This is a genomic window from Streptomyces winkii (assembly GCF_032248595.1).
Taxonomy (GTDB): domain Bacteria; phylum Actinomycetota; class Actinomycetes; order Streptomycetales; family Streptomycetaceae; genus Streptomyces; species Streptomyces winkii.
The window spans coordinates 1-17,937 of record NZ_JASTTH010000014.1 but is presented as its reverse complement, the minus strand read 5'-3'; the positions used below and the strand labels follow the sequence as shown (position 1 = coordinate 17,937).

Sequence of the window (17,937 nt, the reverse complement as noted above, 5' to 3'; positions counted from 1 at the left end):
CCTCGACAAACGACGACAGACGACCCAACTGCCCATCCAACGCCGCCTCAGAACGCCCCGAAACCAGCCACGGCACCACACCCTCAAAACCACACACCGCAACCGAAGAAACAACACCAGAAACAACAGCAGAATCTCCACCGTCAGAATTCAATGAGAATTCAGGTGCCTGTTCCAGGATGACGTGGGCGTTGGTGCCGCTGATCCCGAACGACGACACACCCGCACGCCGCGCACGGCCCGACTCCGGCCAGGCGGTGCGTTCCGTGAGCAGCTCGACCGCACCCGCATCCCAGTCCACATGCGAGGACGGCTCGTCCACGTGGAGAGTGCGGGGCAGCTCACCATGCCGCAGCGCCTCCACCATCTTGATCACACCAGCGACACCCGCAGCAGCCTGCGTATGACCCAGATTCGACTTCACCGACCCCAACAACAGCGGACGTTCGGCGTCCCGCTCCTGCCCATACGTCGCCAGCAGCGCCTGAGCCTCGATCGGATCACCCAGCGTCGTCCCCGTACCGTGCGCCTCGACCGCATCCACGTCCGCGGCCGACAGCCCCGCGCTGGCCAACGCCTGCCGGATCACCCGCTGCTGAGAAGGACCATTCGGCGCCGTCAGACCATTCGACGCGCCGTCCTGATTGACCGCCGAACCACGCACCACCGCAAGCACGTTGTGACCCTTGCGCCGCGCATCCGACAACCGCTCCAGCACCACCAGCCCGACACCCTCCGAGAAGCCTGTGCCGTCGGCGGAGTCGGAGAAGGCTTTGCAGCGCCCGTCAGCGGCGACACCGCGCTGGCGGGAGATCTCTACGAAGGTGGCCGGGGTCGACATGACGCTGACGCCGCCGGCGAGCGCCAGGTCGCACTCGCCCTGGCGCAGCGACTGCGCGGCCCAGTGCAGGGCGACGAGGGAGGAGGAGCAGGCCGTGTCGAGCGTGACGGCGGGGCCTTCCAGGCCGAGGGTGTAGGAGATGCGGCCTGAGGCGACGCTCGGGGAGCTGCCGGTGCCGTGGTGGCCCTCGAACTCGCTGCTGAGGAGCTGGGCGTAGTCGTTGTACATGACCCCCGCGAAGACGCCGGTGGGGCTGCCCCGCAGGGACCGCGGGTCGACGCCGGCGCGCTCCAGCGCCTCCCACGACGACTCCAGCAGCAGCCGCTGCTGCGAATCGGTGGCCAGCGCCTCCCGGGGCGACATTCCGAAGAAGGCGGCGTCGAAGTCGCCCGCGTCGTGCAGGAATCCGCCGAAGCGGGTGACGGAGGTGCCGCTGCGCTCGCCGTCCGGGTGGAGGAGGGAGTCGAGGTCCCAGCCCCGGTCGGAGGGGAACTCGGTGATGACGTCACCGCCGTCGCGGAGGACTCGCCACAGGTCTTCCGGTGATTCGACTCCTCCGGGGAACCGGCACGACATGCCGACGATCGCGATCGGGTCGTCCGCGAAGGACGGCAGAGCCTTCGCCGGTATCGCCGGTACCGCCGTTTCGGCTTCGGAGCCGAGGAGTTCGTCGCGCAGGTGGGCCGCGAGGACGGTGGCGTTGGGGTGGTCGAAGACGAGCGTGGCGGGTAGCCGCAGCCCCGTCGCCTCGGTGAGGCGGTTTCGCAGGGCGACAGCGGTGAGCGAGTCGAAGCCCAGGTCGCGGAAGGCGCGTGTGACGTCGACGGATGCTGCGTCGGCGTGTCCCAGGACGGTTGCGGCTTCGCCGCGCACCAAGTCCGTGAGCAGATCAAGGCGTTCGGCTTCGGTGAGGCCCGTGAGGCGGCGGGCGAGGGAGCCCGCGCCCCGGGAGCCTGCTGCCGCGCGGCGTGTGCGGGTGCGGACGAGGCCGCGGAGCAGCGGCGACACGTCGTCTTTGGTACGCAGCACGGACGGCTCCAGCCGCGCGGGGACGAGGGCGGGTTCGCCGGTCGCCAGGGCGGCGTCGAGCAGTTGGAGTCCGTGCTCGGCGGAGAGGGGCGGCATGCCGGAGAGTTCGAGGCGTCGCATGTCGGCCTCGGTGATGTCGCCTGTCATCCCGGCGTCCTGGGCCCAGGTGCCCCACGCCAACGATGTGGCCGGAAGGCCGAGTTCGCGGCGGTGGAGGGCGAGCGCGTCCAGGAACGCGTTACCGGCCGCGTAGTTGCCCTGCCCCGCGCCTCCGAGTGTCCCGGCGGCGGATGAGAACAGCACGAACGCCGACAGGTCGCGGTCGCGGGTGAGTTCGTGCAGGGTCCACGCCGCATCCACCTTCGGACGCAGAACGGCCGCCAGCCGGTCCGGAGTCAGGGAGTCGACGACACCGTCGTCGAGAACGCCCGCCGCATGAACCACCGCACCGACCGCACGCCCGTCCAACAGCGACGCGAGCGCCTCCCGGTCGGCCACATCACACGCCGCAACCTCGACCCGGGCACCCAACTCACCCAGCTCGACAGCCAGTTCATCCGCACCCACAGCCCCACGGCCACGACGCGAGACCAGCAGCAGGTCCCGCACGCCATGCTCGGCCACCAGATGCCGGGCCACCAGAGCACCCAGACCACCCGTACCACCGGTCACCAGCACCGCGCCCTCGGTCTCGGCCCAGGAGAACCGCCGGTCAGCCGGTGAGACACGCGCCAGACGCGGCGCCTTCATCTCCCCCGCCCGCAAAACCAGTTGAGGCTCATCCGTCGCCACCGCCCGCGGAAGCACCGCCACCGACACATCCGAACCATCCACGTCCAGCAGACCGAACCGCCCCGGATGCTCCGACTGCGCCGACCGCACCAGACCCCACACCGCAGCACCAGCCGGATCCCCACCCGACACCGCACCACGCGTCACAAACACCAGACGCGAACCCGCGAACCGATCCTCGCCCAGCCACCGTTGAACCAGCTCCAGCACACGCACCGTCACGGCATGCGCGGTACCGGCCACACCACCGTCCAGGTCGCCCGAGACCGGAACCAGCACCACGCCCGGCACCGGCGAACCGCCGAGGCCGTCCCCGGCACCGTCCCCACCGGCATCCGCAAGATCCGAGCAGGTGCCGGCCGTGGTCCCGCCGTCCCGGAGGGCCTGGGCGAAAGCGAGAGCCGGCGCGTCCTCGCCGAGTACCGCGACCGTCTGCGGCGGCGTCGCCTGCTCGCCCTCGCCCGCCGCGGTCCACTCCACGCGGAAGAGCGAGTCGGCGGCGGCGTCGGGGCCGGTCAGCTGGTCTTGCGACACGACGCGCTTGGCCAGCGACTCCACCGTCGCGACGGGGGCGCCCTCGGGGTCTGCGAGTTCAACGGTGACCGTGCCGTCCGCCGCGGGCGAGATCCGCACTCGTACGGCGGACGCACCTGTGGCGTGGAGAGACACTCCTCCCCAGGAGAACGGCAGACCTGCTTCGTCGTCGGAGGCGAGGAGGAGGGCGTGGAGGGCCGCGTCGAGCAGGGCGGGATGCAGCCCGTACCCTTCGGGCTCGACGCCTTCGGGCAGGGCGGCCTCGGCGTAGATCGTTCCGGCGCTGTCGCGCCAGACCGCGCGCAGCCCCTGGAAGGCGGGCCCGTAGGAGAAGCCGGACTCGGCGAACTGTTCGTAGCAGCCGCCGGTTTCGACCGGTTGCGCGTCCGCGGGGGGCCAGGCCGTGGCGTCGAGCCCGTCGGTGCCTGCCCCGACGGCGAGCAGGCCCGCGGCGTGCTCGGCCCACGAGGCGTCGGGCGTGTCCGCGGGACGTGCGTGGACGGCGAGGTGTCGGCGTCCGTGTTCGTCGGCGGCGGCGACGGTGACCTGGAGGGTTACGGAGCCGCGTTCCGGCAGCAGCAGCGGAGCGGTCAGCGTCAGATCCTCGACGGTGTCGCAGCCGACGAAGTCCCCGGCGCGCAGGGCCAGTTCGGTGAAGACCGATCCGGGCACGAGGGTCCGTCCGAAGGCGACGTGGTCGGCGAGCCACGGGTGGGTGTGCGGGGAGATCCTGCTGGTGAGCACGAGCCCTTCGGAGCCTGCGAGTTCGACGGCGGCGCCGATCATGGGGTGTCCGACGGGCACGAGACCGAGTCCGGAGGCGTCGCCGCTGCGGGCGGGCCGCGACGGCCAGAAGCGCTGCCGCTGGAAGGCGTAGGTGGGCAGGTCGACGCGGGTGACGTCCGTACCGGCGAAGAGGACCTGCCAGTTGACGTCGACACCGCGCACGTGCGCTTCGGCGAGGGCCGTGAGGAGTTGCCGCCGGCCGCCTTCGTCACGTCGCAGGGTGCCGAGGGCGACGCCGTCGGCGCCGGCGTCGTCGAGGGTCTGCTCGAGGCCGACGGTGAGTACGGGGTGTGCGCTGGGTTCGACGAAGACGGTGAACCCGTCGTCGAGGAGGGCGCGTGTGGCCTGTTCGAACAGGACGGTGTGGCGCAGACCGCGGTACCAGTACTCGGCGTCGAGGCCGGTGGTGTCGACAGGCTGCCCGGTGACGGTCGAGTAGAAGGGGACGCGGGAGGCGCGCGGCTCGGTGGGGGCGAGTTCGTCGAGGACCCGGTCCCGGATGGCTTCGACGTGGACGGTGTGGGAGGCGTAGTCGACGGGGACACGGCGTGCTCGCACGTCGTCGGCGTCGCAGGCGGCCTGGAGTTCGTCGAGGGCGGCGGCGTCCCCTGCGACGACGGTGGAGCGGGGGCCGTTGACGGCGGCTATCTCCAGGCGGCCGTCCCAGCTCTCCAGCCGGGTACGGACCTGTTCGGCCGGCAGCGGCACGGACATCATGCCGCCGTCGCCGGTGAGCCGGTCGCCGACGGCCTGGCTGCGCAGGGCGACGATGCGTGCGCCGTCCTCCAGGCTGATCGCTCCGGCCACGACGGCGGCCGCGATCTCTCCCTGTGAGTGGCCCACGACTGCGGCGGGTTCGACGCCGAAGGAGCGCCACACGTCGGCGAGGGCGACCATGACGGCCCACAGCGCGGGCTGCACGACGTCTACGCGTTCGAGGGACGGGGCGGAGTCGGCGCCCCTGAGGACGTCGAGGAGCGACCAGTCGACGTAGGGGGCCAGTGCTTCGGCGCATTCGTTCACGCGGGCGGCGAACACCTCGGAGGTGTCGAGCAACTCGCGTCCCATGCCTGCCCATTGGGAGCCCTGGCCGGGGAAGACGAAGACGGTCCTGCCTGCGCCCGCGTGTCCGGCGGTGCCGCGGACGACCTCCGGGGTGGGTGTTCCGTCGGCGAGGGAGCGCAGTGCGTCGAGCAGTTCGCCGCGGTCGGCGCCGAGGACGACGGCGCGGTGGCCGAACGTCGCCCGGGCCGTGGCAAGGGAGTAGGCGGTGTCGGTGACGGCGGGGGCGTCGTCCGCCGCCGCGTGGGAGGCGAGGCGGGCTGCCTGTGCGCGAAGCGCGCCGGCCGTCTTGGCGGAGACCAGCCAGGGGACGGCCGTCCCGCCGGTGCCCTCGCCCGTGTCCGTTCCGTCGCCGGGCGCCGGTCCGCGGCGGGCGTCCGCGGCGTCGCCTCCGGCGTCCGCGGGAGTGAACTGCTCGTCGGGGACGGGCTGTTCGAGGATGAGATGGGCGTTGGTGCCGCTGACTCCGAACGACGAGACCGCGGTACGCCGTACCCGCTCGCCGTGTGGCCATTCGGTCTGCTCGGTGAGGAGTTCGACGGCGCCGTCGTCCCAGTCGACGTGCGAGGACGGCTCGTCGACGTGGAGGGTGCGCGGCAGGGTGCCGTGCCGCATCGCCTGCACCATCTTGATGACGCCGGCGACGCCCGCGGCCGCCTGTGTGTGGCCGATGTTGGACTTCACCGAGCCGAGCAGCAGCGGACGTTCGCGGTCCCGGCCGTAGGTCGCCAGCAGAGCCTGGGCCTCGATCGGGTCACCGAGTCCGGTGCCGGTGCCGTGGCCTTCGACGGCGTCGACGTCGGACGGGTTCAGCCCCGCGGCGGCGAGTGCCTGCCGAACGACGCGCTGCTGCGAAGGCCCGTTGGGCGCGGTCAGGCCGTTGGACGCACCGTCCTGGTTGAGGGCGCTGCCGCGGACGACGGCCAGCACCTCGTGGCCGTTGCGGCGGGCGTCGCTGAGCCGTTCCAGGACGACCAGGCCGACGCCTTCGGCCCAGCCGACGCCGTCGGCGGAGTCGGAGTACGCCTTGCAGCGCCCGTCTTCGGACACTCCGCGCTGCCGGGAGAACTCGACGAACGTGTTCGGCGTGGACATGACGGTGACACCGCCGGCCAGGGCCAGATCGCACTCGCCCTGACGCAGCGACTGCGCCGCCAGATGCATCGCCACCAGCGACGACGAGCACGCCGTATCCACCGTCACCGCCGGGCCTTCGAAGCCGAAGGTGTAGGAGACGCGGCCCGAAAGGACGCTGCCCGCGCTGCCCTGACCCTGGTGTCCTTCCAGGTCGCCGCCGCCCAGAAGGGAGGCGTAGTCGTTGTACATGGCTCCGGCGAAGACGCCGGTACGGCTGCCGCGCAGGGCGGCCGGGTCGGCGCCGGTGCGCTCCAGCGCCTCCCACGTCGTCTCCAGCAGCAGCCGCTGCTGCGAATCGGTGGCCAGCGCCTCACGCGGCGACATGCCGAAGAACCCGGCGTCGAACTCGGCAGCGTCGTGCAGGAATCCGCCGGAGCGGGTGTACGAAGTCCCGGGATGATCCGGGTCCGGGTGGAACAGCGCATCAAGGTCCCAACCGCGGTCGGCAGGGAAGCCGGAGATGGCGTCGCCGCCCTCGGACACCAGCCGCCACAGGTCCTCCGGAGAGGACACCCCGCCCGGATAGCGGCACGACATCCCCACGATGACGACGGGATCATCCGCCACCGGCGGCAGCAGCCGCGTCGGCACGTGCGCGGCGGTGTGGGTGTCGTCGTCGGCGAAGAGTTCGTCGCGTACGAACTCGGCGAGGCTCGTCGCGGTCGGATAGTCGAAGACGAGCGTCGCGGGCAGCCGCAGACCGGTCGCGGCGGTCAGCCGGTTGCGCAGTTCCACGGCGGTCAGCGAGTCGAACCCGAGGTCCTGGAAGGCGCGGTCGGGGTCGACGTCGTCGGCGCCGGAGAAGCTCAGCACAGAGGCGACCTCGGTACGGACGAGGCCGTTCAGCGACTCGAGACGTTCGCCGTCGCTGAGGCCGCTGAGCCGCTGCACGAGCGAGACGGCGGTCTCGGAGCCTGCGGCGGTGCGGCGTGCGCGGGTACGTATCAATCCACGCAGCAGCGGCGGTACTTCACCACGAGCGCGAAGGGTGGGCAGATCGAGCCGCACCGGCACGAGCGCGGACTCGCCCGTGGCCAGAGCCGCGTCGAACAGGTCCAGTCCCTGATCGACCGCCAGCGGCGGGATTCCGGAGCGCTCCATCCGTTCGGTATCGGCGCCGGAGAGCATGCCCGCGGCCCACGGACCGAACGCCAACGAAGCCGCCGGAAGGCCCAGTCCACGACGATGCAGCGCGAGCGCGTCCAGGAACGCGTTACCAGCCGCGTAGTTACCCTGACCAGGCGTACCGAGAGTGCCCGCCACGGACGAGAACAGCACGAACGCCGACAGGTCGCGGTCACGGGTCAGTTCATGCAGGTTCCACGCCGCATCCACCTTCGGACGCAGCACCGCCTCGACACGCTCCGCAGTCAGCGACTCCACAACACCGTCGTCGAGAACACCCGCCGCATGAACCACGGCCCCGACCGCACGCCCGTCCAACAGCGACGCGAGCGCGTCCCGGTCCGCCACATCACACGCCGCAACCTCAACCCGGGCACCCAACTCACCCAGCTCGACAACCAGTTCATCCGCACCCACAGCCCCACGGCCACGACGCGAGACCAGCAGCAGGTCCCGCACACCGTGCTCAGACACCAGATGCCGCGCCACCAGAGCACCCAGACCACCCGTACCACCGGTCACCAGCACCGCGCCCGAGACACCGCCCCAGGAGAACTGCCGGTCAGCCGGCGTGACACGCGCCAGACGCGGGACACGTATCTCCCCCGCCCGCAAAACCAGTTCAGGCTCATCCGTCGCCACCGCCTGCGGAAGCACCGCCACCGACACATCCGAGCCGTCCACGTCCAGCAGACCGAACCGCCCCGGATGCTCCGACTGCGCCGACCGCACCAGACCCCACACCGCAGCACCAGCCGGATCCCCACCCGACACCACACCACGCGTCACAAACACCAGACGCGAACCCGCGAACCGATCCTCGTCCAGCCACCGTTGGACCAGCTCCAGCACACGCACCGTCGTGGCGTGCGCCGACCGAGCCGTCCCGGAACCGTCGTGACTTCCGGCGTCCACCGGGGCCAGAACCACATCCGGTACGGACGCACCGGCGGCAGCGAGGCCGGGCAGCGTCTCGGCAGTTGTCGCGTCGAGTGTGCGAAGCGTCCCGGACAGGTCCCCGGAACCGGAATCGAGCACTGCGAGACGTTCGGGCATGACGGACGCGGAGGGGGACGAGGCCGGTACGGAGCTCCAGTCCGCGCGGAAGAGCGAGTCCCGGCGCGTACGAGACGCACTCAACTCGCCCTCGGAGACGGGCCGTACGGTCAGCGCCTCTACAGTGGCGACCGGCGCACCTGATGCGTCCGCCGCATGGACCGCGATCGAGCCGTCCGCGTTACGCGTCAGCCGTGCCCGAAGAGCGTCCGCACCCGTGGCGTGGAGAGACACTCCTCCCCAGGAGAACGGCAGCCCGGACGCACCGTCGTCAACGAGCAGGGCCGCGTGCAGAGTTGCGTCGAGCAGCGCCGGATGCATTCCGAACCCGCCGGTGCGGGTGCCTTCCGGAAGGGCGACCTCGGCGTAGACGGCACCGTCCCGCCCCTGCCAGGCGGCCTTGAGCCCGCGGAAGCCGGGGCCGTAGGAGAAGCCCGAGTCGGCGAACCGCTCATAGCAGTCGCCCACGTCCACGGCCTGTGCGTCCTCCGGCGGCCACACCGACGCGTCGAAGGGCGCCCCCGTTCCGGTGGCGGCCATGGACAGCAGACCGCCGGCGTGCGCGACCCACTCCTCCTCGCCGGCACCGTCAGGGCGGGCGTAGACGTTGATGCGGCGGGTTCCGTCCTGACCAGGCGCCCCGACCCACGCCTGGAGCTGCACCGCCCCCTGCTCGGGAAGCACCAGCGGCGCGGCGAGGGTGAGTTCCTCGATCCGGTCACAAGCGACCTCGTCGGCCGCCCGGACCGCCACGTCGAGCAGGGCGGTGGCGGGCACCAGTACCTGCCCCATGACGACGTGGTCGGCAAGCCACGGATGCGTACGTACCGACAGGCGGCTGGTGAACAACACCCCGTCGCCCTCGGCCAGTTCCACGGTCGCGCCCAGCAGCGGGTGCTCCACCGCCTCCAGACCTGCGGCTCGTACATCTCCGCGTCGAGTGGTCACGGTGGGCCAGAAACGTTGGTGCTGGAACGCGTACGTGGGCAGGTCGATGCGCTGCGCGCCGGTTCCGTCGAACAGTCGGGCCCAGTCGATCTCACGCCCGGTGACGTGCAGTTGGGCCGCAGCCGTCGAGGCGGCGGCTTCTTCGTCTCGGTCCTTACGGAGGACGGGGACAGTCACGGCGTCCGGGGCGATGGCGGCGGCCATGGCCGACAGCACGCCGTCGGGGCCCAACTCCACAAACGCCGACACATCCTGGTCGGCCAGCCGCTGGAGGCTGTCGCCGAAGCGGACCGTGGCCCGCACATGCTCCACCCAGTATTCGGGGGTCGATACGTCTCCCCAGGCCGCGATGGGGATGCTCGGAGCCTCGAAAGTCAGGCCCTCGATAGCCGTGCGGAACTCCTCCAGCATCGGCTCCATCAACGGAGAGTGGAACGCATGCGAAACACTCAGCCGACGGGTCCGGTGACCCGCAGACTCGAAATGGTCTGAGATCGCTAGCACTTCACTCTCCGCACCGGAGACCACCACCGAGCCGGGACCGTTGACAGCCGCCAGGGAGACTCCGTCGGTGAGGAGAGGGGTGACCTCGTCCTCGGACGCCTCGATCGCGACCATCGCGCCGCCCTCGGGCAGCGCCTCCATCAACCGAGCACGGGCGGAAACCAGTCGGCAGGCATCCTCCAGCGACAGCACACCAGCCACATGGGCTGCGGCGACCTCCCCGATCGAGTGACCCGCCAGATAGTCCGGCTCGATGCCCCACGACGCCGCCAGACGGAACAGCGCCACCTCCACCGCGAACAACGCAGGCTGCGCCCACCCCGTACGGCTCAGCAGCTCCTCGTCCTCGCCCCACATCACATCCCGAAGCCCCGGCTCCAGATTCGCCAGTACGGCATCGAGCGCTTCCGCGAACACCGGGAAACGGGCATACAACTCCCGGCCCATCCCCAGCCGTTGACTCCCCTGACCAGAGAACACCACCGCCAGCAGACCCGGGTCAGCAGAAGCCACACCCCGAGCCGCCTCCGTCAGCCCGTCCCCAGAAGCCAGCAACACCGCACGGTGCTCGAACAGCGAACGCGTGGTGACCAGCGACAGCCCCACATCCACCCGTGAGTGCTCCGGATGTTCCGCCGCGAACGACGACAGCGAATCAAGCTGAGCACCCAGCGCCGCCTCGGAGCGGCCCGAGACCACCCACGGCACCACCGCAGGCGTGCTGTCCGCCGTGACCCGCTGGACGTTGCCCGTACCGGTCTGGGAGTGGGCGAACTGACCGCTGCTTGCGGGCTGTTCGAGGATGAGGTGGGCGTTGGTGCCGCTCACGCCGAACGACGAGACCGCCGCTCGGCGCACGCGGTCGCTCAGCGGCCATTCGGTCTGCTCGGTGAGGAGTTCGACGGCGCCGTCGTCCCAGTCGACGTGCGAGGACGGCGTGTCGACGTGGAGGGTGCGCGGCAGGGTGCCGTGCCACATCGCCTGCACCATCTTGATCACACCCGCGACACCCGCGGCCGCCTGTGTGTGGCCGATGTTGGACTTCACCGAGCCGAGCAGCAGCGGACGTTCACGGTCCCGGCCATAGGTCGCCAGCAGAGCCTGGGCCTCGATCGGGTCACCCAGGGTCGTTCCGGTGCCGTGTGCCTCCACCACGTCGACATCTCCGGTGGACAGCCCGCCGCTGGCCAGGGCCTGCCGGATGACGCGCTGCTGCGAAGGACCGTTGGGCGCGGTCAGGCCGTTCGACGCACCGTCCTGGTTGACTGCGCTGCCCCTCAGGAGCGCGAGCACTCGGTGGCCCTTGCGCCGCGCATCGGAGAGTCGCTCGAGTACGACGAGGCCGACGCCTTCGGACCAGGCGACGCCGTCGGCGGAGTCGGCGAAGGACTTGCAGCGCCCGTCCGCGGCGAGGCCGCGCTGCCGGGAGAACTCGACGAACGTGTTCGGCGTGGACATGACGGTGACACCGCCGGCCAGGGCCAGATCGCACTCGCCCTGACGCAGCGACTGCGCCGCCAGATGCATCGCCACCAGCGACGACGAGCACGCCGTATCCACCGTCACCGCCGGGCCTTCGAAGCCGAAGGTGTACGAGACGCGGCCCGAGACGACGCTCGGAGAGGCTCCGGTGCCCTGGTAGCCCTCGAACGACTCGTCACTCATCAGCGTGCTGTAGTCGCTGTACATCACGCCGGTGAAGACGCCGGTACGGCTGCCGCGCAGGGCGGCCGGGTCGGCGCCGGTGCGCTCCAGCGCCTCCCACGTCGTCTCCAGCAGCAGCCGCTGCTGCGAATCGGTGGCCAGCGCCTCACGCGGCGACATGCCGAAGAACCCGGCGTCGAACTCGGCAGCGTCGTGCAGGAATCCGCCAGAGCGGGTGTACGAAGTCCCGGGATGATCCGGGTCCGGGTGGAACAGCGCATCAAGGTCCCAACCGCGGTCGGCAGGGAAACCGGAGATGGCGTCGCCGCCCTCGGACACCAGCCGCCACAAATCCTCCGGAGAGGACACCCCGCCCGGATAGCGGCACGACATCCCCACGATGACGACGGGATCATCCGCCACCGGCGGCAGCAGGCGGGAGGGTGTGAGTGCAGCCGTATCGGCGTCCGAGCCGAACAGGTCGTCCCGCAGGCGGGTGGCCAGGCCGTCGGCGGTCGGGTGGTCGAAGATCATCGTGGCGGGCAGCCGCAGGCCCGTCGCCGCCGTGAGTCGGTTGCGGAATTCGACGGCGGTCAGCGAGTCGAACCCGAGGTCCTGGAAGGCGCGGGAGGCGTCGATGTCCGCTCCGCCCCCGTAGCCCAGTACGGCAGCTGCCTCGGTGCGCACCATGTCGAGCAGAGCCGTGTGCCGCTGATCGTCGTCGAGGCCGCTGAGCCGCTGCACGAGCGAGACGGCGGTCTCGGAGCCTGCGGCGGTGCGGCGTGCGCGGGTACGTATCAATCCACGCAGCAGCGGCGGTACTTCACCACGAGCGCGAAGGGTGGGCAGATCGAGCCGCACCGGCACGAGCGCGGACTCGCCCGTGGCCAGAGCCGCGTCGAACAGGTCCAGTCCCTGATCGACCGCCAGCGGCGGGATTCCGGAGCGCTCCATCCGTTCGGTATCGGCGCCGGAGAGCATGCCCGCGGCCCACGGACCGAACGCCAACGAAGCCGCCGGAAGGCCCAGTCCACGACGATGCAGCGCGAGCGCGTCCAGGAACGCGTTACCAGCCGCGTAGTTACCCTGACCAGGCGTACCGAGAGTGCCCGCCACGGACGAGAACAGCACGAACGCCGACAGGTCGCGGTCACGGGTCAGTTCGTGCAGGTTCCACGCCGCATCCACCTTCGGACGCAGTACGGCCGCCACACGCTCCGCAGTCAGAGAGTCGACGACGCCGTCATCGAGAACGCCAGCCGTATGCACCACGGCCCCGACCGCACGCTCGTCCAGCAGCGACGCGAGCGCGTCCCGGTCGGCCACATCACACGCCGCAACCTCAACCCGGGCACCCAACTCACCCAGCTCGACAGCCAGTTCATCCGCGCCCTCGGCCGCCCCGCCACGCCGCGAGACCAGCAGCAGGTCCCGCACACCGTGCTCAGACACCAGATGCCGCGCCACCAGAGCACCCAGACCACCCGTACCACCGGTCACCAGCACCGCGCCCGAGACACCGCCCCAGGAGAACTGCCGGTCAGCCGGCGTGACACGCGCCAGACGCGGGACACGTATCTCCCCCGCCCGCAAAACCAGTTCAGGCTCATCCGTCGCCACCGCCTGCGGAAGCACCGCCACCGACACATCCGAGCCGTCCACGTCCAGCAGACCGAACCGCCCCGGATGCTCCGACTGCGCCGACCGCACCAGACCCCACACCGCAGCACCAGCCGGATCCCCACCCGACACCGCACCACGCGTCACGAACACCAGACGCGAACCCGCGAACCGCTCACCGCCCAGCCACTGTTGAACCAGCTCCAGCACTCGTGTGGTGACGGTACGGGCCGAAGCAGCCACTCGGTGGCCGTCGGTCTCCCCCGCGACGGACACCAGCACCACGCCCGGTGGCGAGGTCTCAACGGAGGCGAGGTCCGGCAACACCTCTACCGCGACGCCCGCGTCACCCAGTACCCCGGTCACGTCGAGTGCGTTGGACTCGACGACGCCCGCCCACGTGGGGGCCGACACCGGATGGACAGGGGTCCATTCCACGTTGAACAGCGCTTCGCGAACGGCCGCCGCGGCGGTCCCCGGCTGCCCGTCGTCGGCCCGGTGTGTGGCCAACGCCTCGACGGAGGCGACGAGTTCGCCGGAGACATCGGCGACGGTGACTCCCGTCCTGCCGTCGGAGCGGCGAACGAGCCGCACTCGTGCCGCTTCCGCTCCAGTGGCGTGGAGGGTCACGCCTTCCCAGACGAAGGGCACGCCTCCCGCCCCGTCCTCGACGGCACCGGCGGCGTGCAGACCGGCGTCCAGGAGCGCGGGATGCAGGCCGAATCCGTCGACGGAGGTGCCCTCCGGCAGTTCGGCCTCCGCGAAGACCTCACCGTCGGCGCCCTGCCAGGCGGCCTTGAGCCCGCGGAAGACGGGACCGTAGTCGAAGCCTGCATCGGTGAAACGGTCGTAGCAGTCGCCGACGTCGACCGGCACCGCGTTTTCGGGCGGCCACACCGACGCGTCGAAGGCCGCCCCCGTTCCGGCTCCCGAAGGACTCAGGGTGCCTGAGGCGTGTTCCACCCAGGGAAGGTCGGCGCCGCCCTCGGGACGGGCGTGAACCGAGACCGTACGGCGGCCGTCGTCGTCCGCGGCACCGACCGACACCTGAACCTGCACCGCACCCTGCTCGGGAATGACCAGCGGCGCAGCCAGCGTCAGCTCCTCGACCCTGTCACAGCCGACCTCGTCACCGGCACGGACCGCCAGCTCCACGAACCCCGTACCGGGAAACAGCACCTGCCCCCGGACACCGTGATCCGCAAGCCAAGGATGCGACGACAGCGACAGACGGCTCGTGAACAGGACGGCATCCGAACCCGCCAGCTCCACTGCGGCTCCGAGGAGCGGATGCTCCACCGATCCGAGGCCGACGGCTCGTACATCTCCGCGTCGAGTGGTCGCGGTGGGCCAGAAGCGCTGGTGCTGGAACGCGTACGTCGGCAGGTCGGTGCGCTGGGCGCCGGTGCCGTCGAAGAGCCGGGCCCAGTCGATCTCACGCCCGGTGACGTGCAGTTGAGCCGCAGCCGTCAAGGCGGCGGCTTCCTCATCTCGGTCCTTACGGAGGACGGGGACCGTCACGGCATCCGGGGCGATGGCGGCGGCCATGGCCGACAGCACGCCGTCCGGCCCCAACTCCACGAACGCCGACACATCCTGGTCGGCCAGCCATTCGACGCTGTCGCCGAAGCGGACCGTGGCCCGGACATGCTCCACCCAGTATTCAGGGGTCGATATGTCTCCCCAGGCCGCGATGGGGATGCTCGGAGCCTCGAAAGTCAGGCCCTCGACGGCCGTACGGAACTCCTCCAGCATCGGCTCCATCAACGGAGAGTGGAACGCGTGCGAAACACTCAGCCGACGGGTCCGGCGACCCGCAGACTCGAAGTGACCTGAGATCGCCAGCACTTCACTCTCTGCACCGGAGACCACCACCGACGACGGACCGTTGACCGCCGCCAGCGAGACACCGTCCGTGAGGAGAGGCGCGACCTCGTCCTCGGACGCCTCGACCGCGACCATCGCACCACCCTCGGGCAGCGCCTCCATCAACCGAGCACGGGCAGAAACCAGTCGGCACGCGTCCTCCAGAGACAGCACACCGGCCACGTGTGCCGCGGCGATCTCACCGATGGAATGCCCCGCCAGATAGTCGGGCTCGATGCCCCACGACGCCGCCAGACGGAACAGCGCCACCTCCACCGCGAACAACGCCGGCTGCGCCCACCCCGTACGGCTCAGCAGCTCCTCGTCCTCGCCCCACATCACATCCCGAAGCCCCGGCTCCAAGTGACCGAGCACGGCATCGAGCGCATCCGCAAACACCGGGAACCGGGCATACAACTCCCGGCCCATCCCCAGCCGTTGACTCCCCTGACCAGAGAACACCACCGCCAGCAGACCCGGATCGGACGAGGCCACACCCCGAGCCGCCTCCGTCAGCCCGTCCCCCGAGGCCAGCAACACCGCACGGTACTCAAACTGCGAACGCGTGGTGACCAGCGACAACCCCACATCCACCGGACGGGACTCCCCCGGCAGCGAACGCACTCGTTCAAGCTGCGCTTCCAGTGCCGCTTCGGACCGGCCCGAGACCACCCACGGCACCACCGCAGGCGTCAACCCCGCGGCCCCACCGGTCACTTGGTCCGGGACTCCACCCTCAGCGGCCGGATCCTCCTCCGAGGCCGACTCCGTCTCAGGGGCAGACTCGAGGATCACGTGAGCGTTCGTACCGCTCACGCCGAACGACGAGACGGCCGCCCGACGTTCGCGATCGCTGTGCGGCCACTCGGTCTGCTCGGTGAGCAGTTCGACGGCGCCCGCGCTCCAGTCGACGTGCGAGGAGGGCGTGTCGGCGTGCAACGTACGCGGCAGAACGCCGTGCTGAAGCGCCTGCACCATCTTGATGACGCCCGCGACGCCGGCGGCGGCCTGCGTGTGGCCGAGGTTGGACTTGATCGAGCCGATGAGCAGGGGCTGTTCGCGGTCTTGCCCGTACGTCTCCATCAGCGCGTGCGCCTCGATGGGGTCGCCGAGGGTGGTGCCGGTGCCGTGCGCTTCGACGGCGTCGACGTCGGCAGGTGTCAGTCCTGCTCCGGCGAGCGCCTGCCGGATGACCCGCTGTTGCGAAGGGCCGTTCGGGGCGGTCAGCCCGTTCGACGCTCCGTCCTGATTGATCGCCGAACCGCGCAGCACCGCAAGGACCTTGTGGCCGTTGCGCTGTGCGTCCGAAAGCTTCTCCAGGGCGATCATGCCGACGCCCTCGGACCAGCCCGTGCCGTCGGCTGCGTCCGAGAACGCCTTGCAGCGCCCGTCCGCGGCGAGACCGCCCTGCCGGGAGAACTCGACGAAGGCGTCCGGTGTGGACATGACGGTGACCCCGCCCGCGAGGGCCAGATCGCACTCGCCCTGACGCAGCGACTGCGCCGCCAGATGCATCGCCACCAGCGACGACGAGCACGCCGTGTCCACCGTGACCGCAGGGCCTTCGAGGCCGAAGGAGTACGAGAGACGTCCGGAGATCACGCTCGCGATGAGGCCGGTCGAGGCGTGTCCCTCGTCTTCGAAGTTCGGGTCTAGCAGATCGGCGTAGTCCTGTCCGTTGGTGCCCACGAACACGCCGGTGCGGCTGCCGCGCAGCGAGGAGGGAGCGATGCCGCCCCGTTCGAGTGCCTCCCAGGAGGTCTCCAGAACGAGCCGCTGCTGCGGGTCCATGCCGAGTGCTTCGCGCGGCGAGATGCCGAAGAACCCGGCGTCGAACTCGGCGGCGCGGGAGAGGAATCCGCCCTCGCTCGCCAGGCTGGACCCGGTACCGCCGGAGGCCAGTGCGTCCAGGTCCCAGCCGCGGTCGGAAGGGAAGGGCGAGACGACGTCGCGGCCCTCGGTGACCAACTCCCAGACCTGCTCCGGGGATTCGACGTTGCCGGGGAAGCGGCAGCCCATGCCGACTACGGCGATCGGCTCGTTGGCCTTCTGCTCCAGCTCCTGAACGCGTTCCCGAGCACGGCGGAGGTCAACGGTGACCCGCCTGAGGTACTCGACAACCTTCTCCTGCTGTTCTTCCTGCACTGTCCTGCCTCATTTCCTGCTGCAAGAACCCGGAGCCCGCTCAGGGGAGATCGAGCAACTCGTCGTCGATGATGTCGAGCAGCTGATCGACGGAGGCGGACTCGATGTCCGCCTCTGAGGGACCACTGGTGCTCGGCGCGCCCTTGCGCATGCGCGCGACGATCTCGTCCAGTCGCTCCTGGACGGCCTTGTATTCGGGATGTCCTTCGGACACCGACCACAGCGAACTCTCGAACCGCTGCAATGCACCGAGGACCGAACTCGCGGTCGCGGCCTCGCCGTTGGCGGTGGACACGGCCGACGCGAGACGGTCGGTGAGATGATCGGCCACGGCTCGTGGCGTGGGGTGATCGAAGACCACGCCGGACGGCAGGTGCGTGCCGGTGGCGCTGACCAGGCGGTTGCGCAGTTCAACCGCGGTCAGGGAGTCGAATCCCTGGTCCCGGAAGGACTTGTCGACGCCGATGTTGGCCGCGTCGGCGTGCCCCAGGGCGGCGGCGGCGTGTGTACGGACCAGTTCCAGCAGCTCCCGGCCGCGCTCGGCCTCCGACAGTCCCGCCAGCCGCGCCTTCAGACCCGACTCGCCCTCACCGGCCGCTGCTTCACCCTCCGCAGCGGCCAGCGCACGCTGCACCTGCGGAATCTCCGACAACAACGCACTGGACCGCTCCGCGGTGAAACTCGGCGCGAACAGCTCCCAGTCCGTATTCGTCACCGTCAGCAGCGACCGGCCCTCCGACACCGCCTGACCCAGCACCCACAGCGCCAACTCCGGCTCCATCGGCACCAGCCCACGACGCTCCAAATGCCCGGCCACCGCCTCGTCGGAGGCGAGACCCGCATCCCCG

2 protein-coding genes are annotated in these 17,937 nt (G+C 70.5%); both read right to left on the bottom strand.

All coding sequences use genetic code 11. From position 1 onward, the window contains the following. The coding region (locus QQM67_RS30470; RefSeq protein ID WP_314178649.1) for an SDR family NAD(P)-dependent oxidoreductase at nt 1-17,089 on the bottom strand (17,089 nt) is incomplete at its 3' end. Between the two features lie 40 nt (nt 17,090-17,129). Beyond that, nucleotides 17,130-17,937 (bottom strand): acyl carrier protein (locus tag QQM67_RS30465; protein ID WP_314178647.1); only part of this gene is annotated, 808 nt, incomplete at its 5' end.